Genomic DNA, 16,591 nt, shown 5'->3' with positions numbered 1-16,591 from the left:
GTCATGAATACCATGCTTAAAACACTCCAGTTTCGCGCAGAAACAACGGAAACAGCTTGCCCTACCCATCATATACCCCTAATGGAAATTGCGGGTCACAGACTCTGTAAATTGTGTGCCAAAGAAACTGTCCAGTCGTCACATGCAACCTATGAGGACGAACTGCAACAGCGATTACTACAACAGAAAATTAAAAATTCAGGGCTCAATAAACGCTACCTGGATCGTGGCTTCAAGAATTATGTAGTTGCATGCCCTGCACAAGACAATACCATCAAGCTATGTCAGGCCTTTGCACAACAGATTATTTCTGACCACAACCCGAACATGTTGATGATTGGTACACCAGGTACAGGTAAAACCCATCTGAGTGCATCAATTATTCGTAACATTCTGCATAACAGTACAAAATCTGCACGCTACTATACCAGTGCAGAAATTGCTCAAAAAATGATGGATACTTGGTCAGATACTTCACGCTCTGAGAAAGAAGTCATCGACCATTTCTCCAGTTTTGATTTATTGGTGATTGATGAATATGGCCTGCATGACCGGCATGAAAAACGCCTAGAGATGGTGCATAAGGTCTTATATAGTCGTTATGACAATATGAAATCTACCCTGCTGATTTCCAATTTCACAGTCCAAAATATGCAGCGGGATTTAGGTGTCCGATTATGGTCACGATTACATGAAAACAATCTGATTATAGTACCGTGTTATTGGGATGACCGACGAATAAGCGGATAATCGTAACTCTCACTTAAGCCAATTATCTTGCTGAGATGATTGGCTTTCTTTCTAAAGATTCCCTATAAGGCCATCATGAGCAATGTCAAAACCAAGTTTATTACCGCCGCCGATTTCATGCTGTAACTCAGTACAGCCTATCAGCAAGGTAAATTGAAAACCTATATGCAACGCGTGATACTCGCCCCGAAATTATTGATTATCGATGAAATTGGTTATTTGCCCTTTGGACGTGAAGAAGCGAATCTGTTCTTTTACGTGATTGCCAAGCGTTATGAAAAAGGCAGTACGATATTGACGAGTAACTTACCATTTAGCCAATGGTCTAAGTCGTTTGAGGATGATGTCACGTTAACCGCTGCGATGTTAGATCGTTATTGCATCACTGTCATGTGGTACAAATATCGGGTGAGAGTTATCGTTTGAAGGATAAAAAAAGAATAGGGATTCAGCCACAGGTTGAAACTTAATACGAGGTCAAAGGGGTCAATTTTAGAATGCCGTTGACACCGTTCTCTGCCACTGTCTTAGAAAGGGTGGAACAAATGCATACACCTAAAGAAGTAAAGCACCACTAAGGTGCTTTACTTCTTTGACAATTTAAAACCCCACATAAAATTTTTCAATCAGTTTCCGTGTCTTGACCAGCAAATTGCTAAACACGTTCTCCCGCTCAAACAGCTTCACTTTATAGTTTGGTAAGTCCTTCAACTCTTCTTTACGTGGTAGGCGTTTGGTGAACTCATAATGCTCCAGAACCTGCTTCATCGCTTCTGGTTTCAGGTTTTCTTCTTTACAAAGATGCTGATAGGCCTGTTCTTTTTCAGCATCCCAGAACTGAGCAAAAGCCGTTTGGACGCTTTGACCATTGATCATCTTCGGCATGTTTTCTTCAATGAATTTTTGAATCAGGTCTTGCTTATCGTGCAAGCTAATATCGCTACTGATTAAATCGTAAATTTGCGCTTGGTACTTCTGACGCTTGTCCTCTGAGTCTGTGTCCACGACCAGTTGTAGCAGGTTGATGATATAACCCACATTAATGCGGTCACTGTGCAGTAAATCCAGCTGAAAATCGACATCATCCAATACCGACACTTTGTCTTTCTTGGTGGTCTTTCTAACGGCACGGCATAGGTCAGCATACTTAGAGGCGAAATTCGCAAAGTGCTGCTTATCCAGTTGTGTTTGGTCTTGATCGTACTCAATAAAAGTTTGTAATTGCGCGTTGTAGCGCATCACTTCACGGAAAGCTTTAATAAATTCCAGTTGCTGTTCTTCAGTAACAAGATCATCGACTGATTGGTAATTGGGCGTTAAGGCAAACAGTTTGCTCACCGCTGCTTGGTAATCCTGTTCAATTTCCGCATAGCTTGGAACAAGGACGATCTTGGTCGTTTCTTTATTGGAAAATAGCGCCAGCGCTTCATCTGTGGCGCGTTTCAGGTTACGGAAACAGATGATATTACCAAATGGTTTTTTATCGTTGTAGACACGGTTGGTGCGTGAGAATGCTTGAATCAAGCCATGATATTTTAGGTTTTTATCGACATACAAGGTATTTAGCGGCTTAGAGTCAAAGCCCGTGAGGAACATATTGACCACGATTAGAATATCAATCTGTCTGTTTTTTACGCGCTGTGCAATGTCGCGGTAGTACGCATAAAATTGATCACCAGAATTGTAGTTAGTTTTGAACTGTCGGTTGTAATTGGCAATGTAGCGATCTAGCTTATCCCGACTGGATGAGTTGACCTGAGTTGGAATATCTGCGGCTTCTTCGTGAATCAAGCCAGTTAAGTCATCAGTCGGTACAGCCTCATTTGCCGCATAGGAAAAGATGGTGGCAATGGTCAAAGGCTTAAATATCCGACCTTGTGCTTCATCTTCAATTTGTTTTTCAGCCTGCACCTTTTCAAAGATGTCGTAATATTGAGTCAGTGTCTCGACTGAACTGACACAGAACATAGCCGTGAATTCACGATTACGGGTTTTGGTATCGTGGATATTGACAATGTAGCGGGCAATCATTTCCAGTCGTTGCGGATTGTCATACAGTTCTTTGGTATCGATGCCTTCTACATCTTCATCATAACTTTCGTTAGTCGCCATGCCTTTGACCGTGTATTTGCCACGATAATCAATCTGGAACTGCAATACGTTACGGTCACGGATGGCGTCAACAATCACGTACTTATGCAAACATTCATTAAACAGGTAATCTGTCGTCAGTTTTAAACCTGCTTTGCTTTGGCTATTTTTTTCAAAAATGGGCGTACCCGTAAAGCCAAACATCTGTGCATTGCTGAAGAACTTTTTGATGTTCTGATGGGTGTCACCAAATTGACTGCGATGACATTCATCAAAGATAAATACCACTTTTTTATTTTTGAGATAATCAATGGATTCTAAATAACGGTCGGTGCTGATGGCCCGATTGAGTTTTTGGATGGTGGTGACAATCAATTTGTCATGACGTTGGTCAAGCTGTTTAACCAAGGTAGACGTGTTATCGGTGCTGTCCACGCTCTCAGCTTTAAAAGCATTGAATTCTCTTGAGGTCTGCGTATCGAGGTCGTTACGATCCACCACGAACAGGACTTTTTCCACGTCCGGCATTTGCATGATGATTTGACTGGCTTTAAATGAAGTCAGGGTTTTGCCTGAACCGGTGGTATGCCAGATATAGCCGTTCTGATCCGAGCTTTGTACATGCTGCACAATCTTCTGCACCGCATAGATTTGGTAGGGACGCAGTACCATCAAAGATTTTGTGGTCTCTAGCAACACCATGTATTGGGTCAGCATCTGGGTCAGATGCTGCTGATTCAAAAAAGTATCGGCAAAGTCGACAATTTCATTGATGTGTTTGTTGCTGACATCGGCCCAAGGAAAGGCGAACTCGATGCCAGTGGTGCCGTTAGAGTAGTAACGGGTATTCGCGCCATTACTGATGACAAATAACTGGACAAAGCCAAACAGGCCCTGTCCGGCCCAATAGGCTTCACGAGTATAGCGCTGGGTCTGATTAAAGGCTTCGGCAATCTCCATGCCACGCTTTTTCAGTTCAATCTGTACCAAAGGCAGGCCGTTGACCAGTAGAGTTACATCAAAACGACTGGTGCGGCCATTGTAGTCACGATGGTCAATGGTGATCTGATTGGTGACTTGATAGATGTTCTTACTAGGATCATCAGACAGAAAAAAGATGTGCTTACTTGAACCATCATCAAATTTGACCGGGAACAGATCACGCAGATTCTTGGCCCGTTCAAATACGGTTCCTGTGTTTAAAAAGCTGATGACTTGCTTCCATTCAGTTGTCGAAAGTGGCGCAATTCCGTTGGCGCGTTCGATTTGGATTTTTAGGTTGGACAGTAGTTGCGATTCATCTTTAATCGTCACTGATGAGTAGCCTAATGTTCTAAGCTGTACAATGAGTTCATTTTCAAGTTGATATTCGCTTTGGATATTCACGTTAGATTACCTGTAATTTCTTCTATATTTACAATCCATTCTTGAGGAACTGTATAATCATAATTTGTTAAATCTAATAGAACTTCAAACTCATGAGGATTAGTTGCTGCTTTGTTATGATCATCTATTACGATGACATTAGTTATTTCATCTGGAATCGAAAGCTCAAAAATATAACCATTGGAATATCCTCCATGAGTTGCAAATTTTTTAGCTACTTCATAATTTGTAGTACATGAAATAAAGGCTGTATTTGATATCTGAGAATCGTAATTGTGTAAATATGCTGCATTATATTGATCAGTTGCACCGATACGAAAAATATCATTCCCTGCATGATATTCTTCTGATCCGGCAAGTAATTCAATTTGGTTTCTTCTACCTTTTACTAAAAGTTTTTTATCATCATTTTCAAATTTAGTTTTACCTATCCCTCTGTATAGTTTCATGTCTCCCCCTACACAAACATCTGCTGCAACAAGCCTTTTTTCCACTGCTTGGCTTGTTCAATTTGCTGTACCACGACTTCAATTTTTTGGTCGATGGCAGATAAGAAGTTAGCGATTTTGGTTTGTTCTTCTAGACAAGGATAACCAATTTCATAATCTTGAATTTGCTTACCACTGATATGAGGAATTCCAGAACTGGTTTTGACTTGATCTACATATCTATGAAATTCTTTTGAGATGACCCATTGATATACATATTGAATATTCGTATTTTCTTTTTCACGCAAAATACAAACACGCTGAACCAGTAAAGAGCCAGCATCTTTTTCTGTAACAAAAGCAGAGTTACGTCCAACTTTTGAACCATCCATACTAAGAACAATATCATTCACTTTGACAAAATATTTTTTTAACTTGGACGTATTTTTAAGAAAAAAACGATCTAATTCATGAGAATGCCTAATATGACGCTCACCAATATTAATTCCTCGCATTAATGGAATACCATTATTATCTTCAACCATTTCTTTGCTATCAAAAGGGTAGCCAAAAATTGTTTCTGTAATATCACCTGTTTTTGCTTTTTCCCACTCCCCAAACTCACGACCATCATCCGCTTTAAAACGAATCTGCTGACTAAACAGCTTTTGCATCATGCCTTGTTTATATTGGCTCAGCAGCTCATGTTTTTGCGTGAGTTGGTTAATCTTTTCATCCACGGCAGAAAGGAAAGAGGCGATTTTGGTTTGTTCTTCTTTGGATGGGAGATAAATATCAACATTATTAATCGAGGTTGTATTTAAACTAGGCACACCAGTTGCTTCATTTAATCCAAGCCAGTTCACTTGCAAAGCGTGTTGATAAATGAATAAAGGATAAATATTCTGCTTAATTTCTGAATAAAAAAGAGTATCTACTGTCCAAAATTTTTCATTTACATATTTTGGTTGATCAATTGTACCTTTACGACCGATAAGAATACTTTCACCATCGTATAGGTATTGATTGACATAACGCATCACACCGCCTGTGCCGTAAACAGGTATTTCTCCATCCTCAAGTAATTTATGATCTTTACCATATTTAATAGTAAGTACATCTTTATATTTTTGCGCAGACCAATCCCCATCAAATTCTTTAAATCTTAACTTAGGCGCAGCCATTACTTCACCTCCGCAAAAGGCGAAACAATACCTAGCTCATTACAAAAATCTGCAATGATGGCATCGGTCTTTTGGCTGTCTTGTTCCAAAGCTTGAAGCTGTTTTGCAATCGCATCTAAATCAATCTCGGCTTCCGCTTCAAAGGTATCCACATAACGCGGAATATTCAGGTTGTAATCGTTATCTTTGACTTCTTGCAAAGTCGCCACATGCGCATATTTTTCAATATTTTCACGCTTTTCAAATGCCGCAACAATCTTATCCAAATGCTCAGGCAATAACTTGTTTTGGTTCTTCTGCTTTTCAAAATCATTGCTGGCATCAATAAACAGAATATTGCCGCTCTGCTCGCGGTTTTTTTTCAACACCAAAATACAGGTCGGAATTGAAGTACCATAGAAAATATTGGCAGGTAAACCAATAATCGCATCCACCACGTTCAACTGTTCAATTAAATACTGACGAATTACGCCCTCACTCGAACCACGGAACAATACGCCATGCGGTAACACCACCGCCATCGTGCCGTTGTCATCCAGTTGATACAGCATGTGCTGTACAAAAGCCATATCGGCTTTAGAACTTGGCGCCAGTTTGCCATACGCAGCAAAACGTTCATCTTGTAAAAATAACGGATCGGCAGACCATTTTGCAGAAAATGGCGGATTCGCCACCACCGCATCAAACTTTTTATCTAAATGTTGCGGACGGGTTAAAGTATTTTCCTGCTTGATGTCGAACTTGGCAAAATGCACATCATGCAGAATCATGTTCATGCGTGCCAAGTTGTAGGTGGTACGGTTCATTTCCTGACCGTAAATCATATCGACATCTTTTACTTCACGTTTTACCCGTAGCAACAACGAACCTGAACCGCAAGTCGGGTCATAGACTGAACGTAAACGGTCTTTGCCTTGGGTGACAATCTTCGCCAGTAAAGTCGATACGGTTTGCGGGGTATAGAATTCCCCCGCTTTTTTGCCCGCGCCTGAGGCAAACTCACCAATCAGGTATTCGTAAGCATCACCCAGTACATCGGCTTCGGTATTACTAATATCAAAATCAATATCATCTAAATGACTCAGGACTTTCGCCACCAGTGCATTACGGTCACTGGCATTATTGCCAAGCTTGGTCGAGTTTAGATCCAAATCTTCAAACAGGTTGGCAAAGTCATCGGCAGAGTCGGTGCCTAAAGTGCTTTGTTCAATTGATTTTAAGGTCGAAGTTAAATCATCCAAAATGAATTCGCCCTGACGACCACGCTCGGCTAAGGTATGGAATAGCTGTTTGGGTGTGAGCGCATAACCGACTTCGGCAATGGCATTCTTTTTAATTTCTTCGATGTATGGCACATGCTCAGGATTATTTTCATCTAATTCTAAAAAGCTGAGGTCTTCGCCATCGAGCAATTCGTTGGCAAAGTTCACCGACTTTTCTGATAAATATTTAAAGAAAATAAAACCCAGAATGTAATCACGGAATTCATCGGCGCCCATGGTACCGCGCAAAGTATTGGCAATATTCCAAAGTTGTTTTTGTAATTGTTGCAGTTGTACTTGGGTCATTGTTATGGAAGTCCAAATAAGTAAATCATTAATCAAATGATTTTACCTAAAATTCTAAATCATACAGCAGTAAAAAGGTGGAAAAGGACATTATTTGTCGTGCTCAAGCCAAGTGATCTGTCAACTCAAGCTCCAAACAGGTGAATATTCTAAATTTTGTAGCAGCATATTGTGAGAATGAAGGCCTCCAGTTAAAAGTCTGTAAGGGCTGAAAGCTCTAATTCAGCTGTCTATAGAATACTATCTTGCTGAATATTCAATTTGTTCTTGAAAATATTGGTCTTTGGATAACAGAATCTCTGCAAAGAATAACCGTCTCAAAAGACACCAGATATAGGATGAGCCAATATCTGTTTATCTTTGCCCCCCAACCAGACTAAATACTCATGCTCAATCGCCTGCTGATAGGCCCAGTCTGCAACCCGATGTGAACGCCGCAGATCGGTCAAAAAACCGAGTTGCGAAATCTCCCGACTAATCGCCTGATCATGCAGATGATTACGTTCTCTCCATTGATCTAGGAATTGCTCGGACGCTAGATAATTACTTTTCTGTGAATTACATTTATCATCTGCCAGGACAAAATTATGTCCGGTATCGGCAGGATATAGAGACCAGGGAATAAAATGATCCACGGCATATTTTGAGTTTTTCAGGCTTTTGCCACAGTAAAAACACTGGCATTGCTGTAAGTCGATTAAGAAGTCCGCGACCTGCCCCAATTGATTACGACTTGGAGCAAACATGAATTCATCTAGGTCAGGCAAGCCATCAAGTACAACTAGGTTCTGCTTGTTCAGTCGGACAAAATCAATCCAGCGCTTTTGGCACAGCTCTTCAATAATTTCACTGAATTGTCTTAAGCAATACATCACTTTGGGTAAAAGCCTGAGGGACTGTTTGGAGTCTTCAAGGCAATAGAGAAATTCTACCGTTTGACCATTCAGATTCTGCAAATATACTACCGGCATTTGCTTTACCGTTGTCGCAACTGTTCGCTTTAGCCTGTTCCAGTAAAATACATCCTTTCTCAACGCGGCCAAGGTCTTGAATTGTTGCTGTGCATTCTGAATTTCACTGATGATCTTTGCCTGCTTACCAGTGCTTTGATGAATAGTAAAAGGCTCATACTGGTTAAACTGAAACGGCAGAGACTGTTTCCAGTACAGGTCAATAAACTTTTCCGCAATATCCTGATAGTCCAAATGCAAGGCAGCACCGGTATCTTGCCCCTGTTCAATCGCCAGACGCGTGATACTTATCAGCAAAGCAAACTTATATGTCGAAGTAAAAGTCCCTGACTGCAATATCTGCTGAATATGCTTCATCGTTTAGAAGCTGCAAATTTACGAGCATCAGTCGGTACAACTGGTGATTCATACGATAATGCTCTGGCTGAAACGGTGAATGGCTTATACAAAACAGAGGTGATTGAATATTTAAAAGCAGATTGGCAAGGTTTAGCAGATGTATAACTTGCGACACTAAACTGGGTAGATTGGTTCAATAAAAAGCGTGTACACAGTGCACTGGGTTATGTATCGCCTTTTGAGTTTGAAGCAATGTACTATGATAAGATTAACCCGTTAGGTCAGGTGGCCTAACTTAAATAAAAAAGTCTCCGACAAACCCGGTACGGTTCAATTAAAGATCTGGATGAAAATGCCACTGTGAATATTGATGGGGCCACTAAACTGGTCGAAGTTGAATCGACAGCCAGTGAGTCTGAGATTGTTGCAGCTTTAACCGAAGATGGTTTCCCGCCTGTGGCTGCCTGATGGTTGTCGAGTTAGATCGCGAAAGTGATCTTATGAAATCATATAGCCAGATAAAAAATGCCTGATCGAATCAGGCATTTTTTATTTTAGTGATTATACTGATGAGATTTTATCCGGGGTCATCAGCGCCTGATTAATATATAGCTTAATCAGGCGTTCACGTGAACCAATCGCTTTTTGATAATTGGTCGAATTTAATAATAGTGAAGCACCATAAGTCACGGTCCAGATATAAGACAAATAATCCCGAATCGACATGGCACTTTCTAAAGCCACCAGATAATCATGGGTCATGTCTTTAATCCAGATAATCCGTTCTTCGCGAATCCGATAAAGCTCCTGAAATAAATCTTTCAGATTTTTTTCGTTATTGGTTAAACGCTCTTCAATCACATGCAACAGGATGGTGCGATTGGAATTGAGCATGTGATAGAGCATATATTGCGAAACATAATTTTTAATATCGTTATTATATTTTTTTGATATTTCCAGAGTTCTTTTTTCATTCAGAATAATTAGTTCTAAATATAACTGGTTCTTGCTTTTGAAATGCTTGTAGATCGTTCCTTTCGCGATGTCCAGTTCACTGGCCAGCTCACTCAGGGTAATGTCCTGATTATTGTCCAGTAGCAGGCTTTCAGCCATGCTCAGGATCTTCTCTTTACGAAGAAGGAAGTTCTGCTGTCTTACAGTCGTCATCCTCTTGGTCCATATTTTTCGAAAAAGAACCTTTCAAGAATATTCAATTTTACCCAAGATAGCTATAAAACTAAGGTCGTGATATTTATCTAATTTTGTATATTTATGCAGCACCTACTGACAAAATATATATGGTGTCAGTCTGGAAATATTGTCAAGAAAACTGAACCCTAGAGATCAACTTTGCTAAATAAAATTCCATTTTCAGCATAATTATTTTATTGTTTCAGCACATCAAGTGAAATCATTATTCGGTTTAAGACCGTCCTGGCAAAGGATTATAGCGGTGAAATAAGAATCATTTTAAGCCTGCTTGGTTCAGTAAATAACGGTGACATGAAGCTTTGGTTTTTAAATTTTATGTCGCTTATTTAGTTGAATGAGATTTACTGCTGGATTAATTCGAGATGATGATTTTCGATTGATATGCATTGATTGAAGTATAATCATAAAAAAGATTTTCATTAATCAATGATTATAAAACGCTCAGCAACAGAATTGAGTATCACCAGTTAAGGAATGTAAGAATGCCTATTTATAATGCGCCGCTAAAAGACATGGAATTTATTTTAAATGATGTGTTTCAAGCTGAACAATTTTGGCAAGGTAATGAAAATCTTGCACATTTAGATATGGCAACTGCAAATGCAATTCTGGAAGAGATGGCCAAATTTTCCAAGAATGTCATTCTTGACCTGAATCGTCCTGCGGATGAAGAAGGTGGTGCTCAGTTTAAACATGGTGAAGTGACCACACCTACAGGCTTTAAAGATGCCTTTAAGCAGTTTGCTGAAGGTGGCTGGGTAGGTTTAGGTGCCAGTGAAGAATGGGGCGGGCAGAATATGCCAAAAATGCTGACCGTGCTGGCCGATGAAATGATCTGGAGTACCAATCCATCATTTATGCTTTACCCGCTGTTAACCGTGGGTGCAGGCATGGCGATTAATGATCGTGCTTCACAAGAACAGAAAGAAACCTATTTACCAAAATTCTATACGGGCGAATGGTCGGGCACCATGTGTCTGACTGAGCCACATTCGGGTACTGATCTTGGCATAATCAAAACCAAGGCTGAACCCAATGAAGATGGCAGCTATAACATCAGTGGCACCAAAATCTTTATTACCAGCGGTGAACATGACCTGAGTGAAAATATCATTCATCTGGTGCTGGCGAAAACACCAAATGCACCCGCTGGTTCACGTGGCATTTCCCTGTTTATTGTACCGAAATTTCTGGTGAATGCAGATGGTTCACTCGGTGAACGTAATGCAGTATCTGCGGGTTCAATCGAACATAAGATGGGAATTAAAGGCTCGGCGACCTGCGTCATGAACTTTGATGGTGCCAAAGCTTATATGGTCGGTAACGAAAATGAAGGACTGGCCGGCATGTTCGTGATGATGAACTACGAACGTCTGTCGATGGGAATTCAGGGCATTGGCGCGGCAGAATTTGCTTATCAGAATGCGGCACAATATGCGACAGACCGTTTACAGGGACGCGCCTCGACCGGTGCGAAATCACCGGAAAAACCAGCCGATTCGATTCTGGTACATGGTGATGTGCGCCGGATGTTGCTGAATGTGCGCGCCAACAATGAAGCATCTCGTGCCTTTGCTGTCTATGTCGGTCAGCAGCTGGATATCACCAAATATTCGACCGATGCTGAAGCTGTGCGTAAAGCGACCGACCGTGTGGCTCTGTTAACCCCAATTGCCAAAGCATATCTGACTGATAAAGCATTGGATTCTGCACTGGAAGCGCAAATGTGCTTCGGTGGTCATGGTTATATCCGTGAATGGGGTATGGAACAATGTATTCGCGATCTGCGCATTTCACAGATTTATGAAGGCACCAATGGTGTACAGGCAATTGACCTGATTGGCCGTAAAACCACCAAATGTAAAGGTGCTTATATTGCAGAGTATATCGCTGAAATCCGCGAGTTCGCCCAAGGTCTGGATGATTCATTGACGGTTAAAGCGGCGACATTAGAGACCTGTCAGCAACTGGAAGACATCACCGGCTTTATCGTCGAGCAGTCTCAACTGAATCCGGACTTTGCCAACTCGATTGCGGTCGATTATCTGCATGCGGTGGGTCTGCTCAGCTTTGTGTATATGTATGCGCGTATCAGCAAAGCTGCATCAACGAAAGACGATAGCTATTTCCAGAACAAATTGGTACTGGCGAACTATTATGTCGCCAAAATTCTCCCGGATTTGAGTGCCCGAATTCAACGTATTCAGGCAGGTGCAGAACTGGTCATGCAATTACCTGAAGACTATTTCACTGCACAGGCTTAAACCGGCAAATATTGCGAAGGACAAACACTGCAGAGCTGCTACTGTGCGGTGTTAAATAACAATGATGAAAAAGGATGAGATTAGAATGATTGTAATTGTAGAAGCTGTACGTACCGCAATGGGCGGTTTTCAAGGCTCACTTTCAAGCTGTACGGCGCCTGATTTGGGTGCTGTGGCGATCAAGGAAGCTGTAGCTCGTGCAGGTTTAACTGCAAACGATATTGATGAAGTAATTATGGGCTGTGTACTGCCGGCGGGTTTAAAACAGGGCCCGGCACGTCAGGCCATGCGTCAAGCTGGCTTACCGGATTCAACAGGCGCCACCACGATCAATAAAATCTGTGGCTCAGGCATGAAAGCGGTGATGCAGGCAGCAGATGCAATCAAAGCGGGTTCGGCTGAAATTGTGGTCGCAGGTGGCATGGAATCTATGTCTAATGCGCCATATTTGATGGACAAGGCACGTGCCGGTTTCCGTATGGGACATGGCAAAGTCACGGATCACATGTTCCAGGAAGGTCTGGAAGATGCAGAAACAGGTCTGTCGATGGGAATTCTGGCACAGGAAATGGCAGATAAAAAAGGCTATACACGCGAACAGCAGGACGATTATGCCATTGGCTCATTAAACAAAGCGGTGACGGCTGTTCAGCAAGGCTTCTTTAAAGATGAAATCGTAGCAGTCACTGTCAGTAACCGTAAAGGCGATGTGGTGGTTGAGCAGGATGAACAGCCTTTAAATGCCAAAGCGGACAAAATTCCAAGCTTGCGTCCAGCCTTCAAAAAAGACGGAACCATTACCGCAGCAAATGCCAGTTCAATTTCAGACGGTGCTTCAGCACTGGTGGTCACCTCTAGTGAAATTGCTGCACAGCGTAACTTAAAACCGCTGGCTAATATTTTGGCCTATGCCAGCCATTCGCAGCATCCTTCGGAATTCACCATTGCACCTGTCGGTGCGATTGAAAAAGTCCTGAAAAAAACCGGTTGGGATGCCGCTGATGTGGACCTCTGGGAAATTAATGAGGCTTTTGCCATGGTGACGATGCTAGCCATTGATGGCTTTAAACTGGATACTGCAAAAGTCAACATCAACGGTGGCGCATGTGCGCTCGGTCATCCACTGGGGTCTTCTGGTTCCCGTATTATTGTGACCTTGATTCATGCCTTAAAACGTACTGGTGGCAAGAAAGGTATTGCCGCACTGTGTATCGGTGGCGGTGAAGCAACTGCGATTGCAGTGGAACTGGTTTAAGTCCAGCCAAAATTCAATGCTCGAATTAGCAAAATTAATTATTGATTGATTTAGACGCTAATGCTCTTGGTTCATCAGGAGCAGATGCCTCTTTATTTTATATTTTTGAGATTTTTTATGAAGGGTTTAGAGCGCATTCGTTTGCTCCCATTACAAGATAAAGTCGTATCTGTCGAAAAAGCACTACAACTGATTCGAGATGGCGATGTAGTTGGTTTAAGTGGTTTTGGGGGGGCAGGTGAAGCGAAAACTGTGCCTTTGGCCTTGGCTGAATATGCACAGAAGTATCCAATTCATATTACCTTGGCGACAGGTGCAAGTCTGGGGAACCGGATTGATGGAAAACTCAATGAAGCACATGTCATAACCCGCCGTTATCCTTATCAGGCAGATCCTTCTTTACGTAAAGCAATTAATGCCGGTGAAGTGATGTATGTCGATCAGCATCTCTCTGAACTGGCCGATAATATCCGTCATAAAAACTTGCCAGCGATTAATGTGGCTGTAATTGCTGCAACTGCGATTACTGAAGACGGTCAGATTATTCCGACAGGCTCTTGCGGAAATTCTGCAAATTTCATCGAAATGGCAGATCGGGTCATTATTGAAATTGATATGACGATTAATCCCGCGCTAGAAGGTGTTCACGATATCTATGTACCTCAAGCGCGCCCAAACCGCGAGCCAATTCCTCTGACTCGAGCCAGTGACAAAATTGGAACAATCGGGATTCATGTTGCACCTGAAAAAATTTCTGCGATTGTCATCAATGAGATTCCAGACACTTCCTTTGGCATGGACGAACCGGATCAAGAAACGCTGGCGATTGCCAGTCACCTGATTCATTTCTTTGAACAGGAAGTGGCAGCAGGGCGTTTACCTGAAAATCTGGGGCCGCTGCAATCCGGTGTGGGCTCCGTGGCCAATGCGGTCTTTGCCGGCTTCGAACATTCCAATTTCAATAATCTGGAAATGTATTCTGAAGTCTTGCAGGATTGCACTTTCCAGCTTATCGATTCAGGCAAGATGACCTTTGCTTCAGGTTGCTCCATGACCCTGACCGATGACTGTGCCGCACGAGTGATGAACAATTTTGATCGATACAAAGATAAAATTGTCTTGCGTCCACAGGAACTTTCCAATAATCCTGAACTGATTCGCCGTCTCGGGATTATTGCGATTAATACAGCACTTGAGTTTGATATTTACGGAAATGTGAATTCAACCCATGTTACTGGAACCAAGATGATGAACGGCATTGGAGGCTCGGGAGATTTTACCCGTCATGCGCATATTGCCATCTTTGTGACCAAATCCTATGCCAAAGGTGGTGCGATTTCTTCAGTCGTTCCCCTAGTCAGCCATACCGACCATACCGATCATGATGTTGATATTCTGGTGACTGAGCAAGGTTTGGCAGATCTGCGTGGTTTGGCACCGCGTGAACGTGCCCGCAAGATTATCGATATCTGTGCTCATCCAGATTACCGTGATAGTTTAAATTATTATTTTGAACGTGCCTGCGCGCGTGGTGGTCAGACACCACATTTATTGAATGAAGCTTTGTCTTGGCATGCCCAATTTGAAGAAACCGGTTCAATGAAAACCGCTTAATACGTTTAATCGCGTTGATCATTAAATAAAGCCCGTTGTATACGGGCTTTATTCATTTTATTGCATTCAGTTTTTTGTCGTTTAGAGATCATTTGGATGATTTAAAAACTTTTTCCAGTACATGCCGATGTATAAATCGAAGCTTGTCTTTTACCGCTTCGGTCAGCTTGAATGGGTAGGCATCTTCCAGACCCATACAACGGTTCAACATTGGCAAACCTGGTGCTTCTTTAAATATTGGCAAAAAAGGCACCCGAACCAGCGTTGGTATTCCTGGTACAGGCCTATCCTATTCCAAGCACCAGCCCTATAAAAACAGAGTTGGCAACCAAAAAAATCCTGCTCAGGAACAACAACCACTCTATACATCAAATACCGAACAACCCAAATCGAATGTCTGGATTTGGGTAATTTTTGGATTATTTTGTTTTATTGTCGGGGCTATTATTTTTTAAATTTACCCATTCTTTGCACCCATAACATTCATTCCTATAGGCAAAATTTAATTCATTCATTACTATGGAAAGATGTTAAATACAATAAAGGCTGCCGCTGATGTCTGATCATGACAGTACTCTGGATTATGATGAAAATGATTTAATCGATTCTCCCTTGTCTCAAATTTTACAAGAGGATAATGAGCAAATTGAAGTTCTAATTTATCGATTACCTGATAGTGACTGGACACTGGAAGTGGTAAACCAAAATGGTACTTCTACGGTATGGGATGAAACATTCCCATCAGATCAGGAAGCTCTATCTGTCGCTTTAGATGGAATTAAAGCCGCAGGCGGTATTAAGGCCTTTTCAGAAATCAGTGACCTTGAAGCAAAGAACAATATTTTTCCTGAATCCCTTACTCGCCATTAAAAATGAAGCTGCTGGCTTGGATCTGAATAAATATTTTCTGGATTCTAGAACCTGTCGCGATTATAGGTTCACTTCAACCCAAACCCATCTAGGGTTGAAGGGTTAAAATTTTCATCAAACATAAACTCATTTGCTCGCTCTTTTCTTAATGTCGCCAAGGCATAAAAGAAACATTTCTCACATAACTGCAATTCATATCTTTCCCCGTCATGCTTGGAACCATAGCCCCAATGCGCCGATAAAGTGCCAAACTCCAGTTTCGTTGATTGGTTGCATACATCACATTGAACCGTACCGGGTTTGTCGGAGACCACTTTTCTTGAGAGAATGTCCCGATGAAAAAAGTAAAATACACCCCTGAAATCAGAGATAGAGCGGTTCAATTATTGATTGAATCTGAAAAAGATTATCCTTCTACTTGGGCTGCAATCACAGCTATTGCACCTAAGATTGGCTGTACTCCTGAAACATTGCGTGTTTGGTATTTAAAGCATATGGATCAACTAAATCCTGCCAAAGTACAACAGATATCTGACCAAGAAAAAATGAAGCAAATGGAACGTGAAATTAAAGAATTAAAACGTGCCAATGAAATTCTACGTAAAGCAGCCGCTTTTTTCGCCCAGGCGGAGCTCGACCGCCCACACAAATAATGGTGG

13 protein-coding genes and 5 pseudogenes are annotated in these 16,591 nt (G+C 41.7%); 10 read left to right on the top strand and 8 right to left on the bottom strand.

The window, feature by feature from the left end:
• Positions 1–3 precede the first annotated feature (3 nt).
• Together F947_RS07980 and F947_RS14985 are read left to right on the top strand one after the other, a co-directional pair.
• Positions 4–750 carry an ATP-binding protein gene (locus tag F947_RS07980; RefSeq protein WP_004974338.1) on the top strand — a complete coding sequence of 249 codons (747 nt, stop codon included), beginning with the start codon at positions 4–6 and terminating at the stop codon, positions 748–750.
• Between the two features lie 165 nt (positions 751–915).
• The gene (locus F947_RS14985) at positions 916–1,176 is read left to right on the top strand and encodes an ATP-binding protein (RefSeq protein WP_004974334.1); all 261 of its coding nucleotides are present in this window, start codon (positions 916–918) and stop codon (positions 1,174–1,176) included.
• A gap of 174 nt (positions 1,177–1,350) precedes the next feature.
• Here F947_RS14985 and F947_RS07970 read toward each other — a convergent pair whose 3' ends face one another.
• The 5 genes from F947_RS07970 to F947_RS07950 form a co-directional block, all read right to left on the bottom strand.
• Positions 1,351–4,227, bottom strand: coding sequence for a type I restriction endonuclease subunit R (locus tag F947_RS07970; RefSeq protein ID WP_004974333.1), 2,877 nt, complete (start codon positions 4,225–4,227; stop codon positions 1,351–1,353).
• Entirely contained in the window at positions 4,224–4,676 is a 453-nt protein-coding gene (locus F947_RS07965; protein ID WP_004974332.1) for a hypothetical protein, read from the bottom strand. The genes F947_RS07970 and F947_RS07965 overlap by 4 nt, the downstream gene beginning before the upstream one ends.
• A gap of 8 nt (positions 4,677–4,684) precedes the next feature.
• Positions 4,685–5,839: a restriction endonuclease subunit S gene (locus tag F947_RS07960; protein ID WP_004974331.1), complete on the bottom strand. Its 1,155-nt coding sequence runs from the start codon at positions 5,837–5,839 to the stop codon at positions 4,685–4,687.
• On the bottom strand, positions 5,839–7,407 hold the full coding sequence (locus F947_RS07955) for a type I restriction-modification system subunit M (protein ID WP_004974330.1): 1,569 nt from the start codon (positions 7,405–7,407) through the stop codon (positions 5,839–5,841). The genes F947_RS07960 and F947_RS07955 overlap by 1 nt, the downstream gene beginning before the upstream one ends.
• Before the next feature lie 317 nt (positions 7,408–7,724).
• Positions 7,725–8,735 carry an HNH endonuclease gene (locus F947_RS07950; protein ID WP_004974329.1) on the bottom strand — a complete coding sequence of 337 codons (1,011 nt, stop codon included), beginning with the start codon at positions 8,733–8,735 and terminating at the stop codon, positions 7,725–7,727.
• On the opposite strand from F947_RS07950, the pseudogene F947_RS14500 reads away from it, so the two are divergent.
• Together F947_RS14500 and F947_RS14855 are read left to right on the top strand one after the other, a co-directional pair.
• A pseudogene (locus tag F947_RS14500) lies at positions 8,733–9,011 on the top strand (integrase core domain-containing protein); the annotation flags it as partial. The gene F947_RS07950 and the pseudogene F947_RS14500 sit on opposite strands and share 3 nt — an antisense overlap.
• A 36-nt stretch (positions 9,012–9,047) precedes the next feature.
• A pseudogene (locus F947_RS14855) lies at positions 9,048–9,185 on the top strand (heavy metal transporter); the annotation flags it as partial.
• 93 nt (positions 9,186–9,278) lie between these two features.
• Here the strand turns inward: F947_RS14855 and F947_RS07935 are convergent.
• On the bottom strand, positions 9,279–9,884 hold the full coding sequence (locus F947_RS07935) for a TetR/AcrR family transcriptional regulator (protein WP_004974328.1): 606 nt from the start codon (positions 9,882–9,884) through the stop codon (positions 9,279–9,281).
• Between the two features lie 527 nt (positions 9,885–10,411).
• Between F947_RS07935 and F947_RS07930 the strand changes: the two genes are divergently transcribed.
• The 3 genes from F947_RS07930 to F947_RS07920 all read left to right on the top strand — a co-directional run bounded on the left by F947_RS07930 (position 10,412) and on the right by F947_RS07920 (position 15,062).
• A complete protein-coding gene (locus F947_RS07930; RefSeq protein ID WP_004974325.1) occupies positions 10,412–12,193 on the top strand; it encodes an acyl-CoA dehydrogenase C-terminal domain-containing protein in 1,782 nt (593 codons plus the stop codon).
• Positions 12,194–12,272: 79 nt separating this feature from the next.
• Entirely contained in the window at positions 12,273–13,448 is a 1,176-nt protein-coding gene (locus tag F947_RS07925) for a thiolase family protein (RefSeq protein ID WP_171062587.1), read from the top strand.
• A gap of 117 nt (positions 13,449–13,565) precedes the next feature.
• The gene (locus tag F947_RS07920; protein ID WP_004974323.1) at positions 13,566–15,062 is read left to right on the top strand and encodes a succinate CoA transferase; all 1,497 of its coding nucleotides are present in this window, start codon (positions 13,566–13,568) and stop codon (positions 15,060–15,062) included.
• A gap of 88 nt (positions 15,063–15,150) precedes the next feature.
• Here the strand turns inward: F947_RS07920 and F947_RS14630 are convergent.
• Positions 15,151–15,279 (bottom strand): annotated as a pseudogene (locus F947_RS14630) (putative zinc-binding metallopeptidase); the annotation flags it as partial.
• On the opposite strand from F947_RS14630, the pseudogene F947_RS14335 reads away from it, so the two are divergent.
• Positions 15,257–15,517 (top strand): annotated as a pseudogene (locus F947_RS14335) (DUF4236 domain-containing protein); the annotation flags it as partial. The pseudogenes F947_RS14630 and F947_RS14335 overlap by 23 nt on opposite strands.
• Before the next feature lie 100 nt (positions 15,518–15,617).
• Positions 15,618–15,932, top strand: a complete 315-nt coding sequence (locus tag F947_RS07915; RefSeq protein WP_004974321.1) for a hypothetical protein — start codon at positions 15,618–15,620, stop codon at positions 15,930–15,932.
• A 68-nt stretch (positions 15,933–16,000) separates the two neighbouring features.
• Here the strand turns inward: F947_RS07915 and F947_RS14950 are convergent, their stop codons facing one another.
• The gene (locus F947_RS14950) at positions 16,001–16,261 is read right to left on the bottom strand and encodes a hypothetical protein (RefSeq protein WP_042068790.1); all 261 of its coding nucleotides are present in this window, start codon (positions 16,259–16,261) and stop codon (positions 16,001–16,003) included.
• Positions 16,262–16,267: 6 nt separating this feature from the next.
• Between F947_RS14950 and F947_RS07910 the strand changes: the two are divergent.
• Positions 16,268–16,591: pseudogene (locus tag F947_RS07910) on the top strand (transposase); the annotation flags it as partial.

Source organism: Acinetobacter towneri DSM 14962 = CIP 107472 (genome assembly GCF_000368785.1).
Lineage (GTDB): Bacteria > Pseudomonadota > Gammaproteobacteria > Pseudomonadales > Moraxellaceae > Acinetobacter > Acinetobacter towneri.
This window is presented reverse-complemented; position numbering and strand designations above follow the sequence as displayed.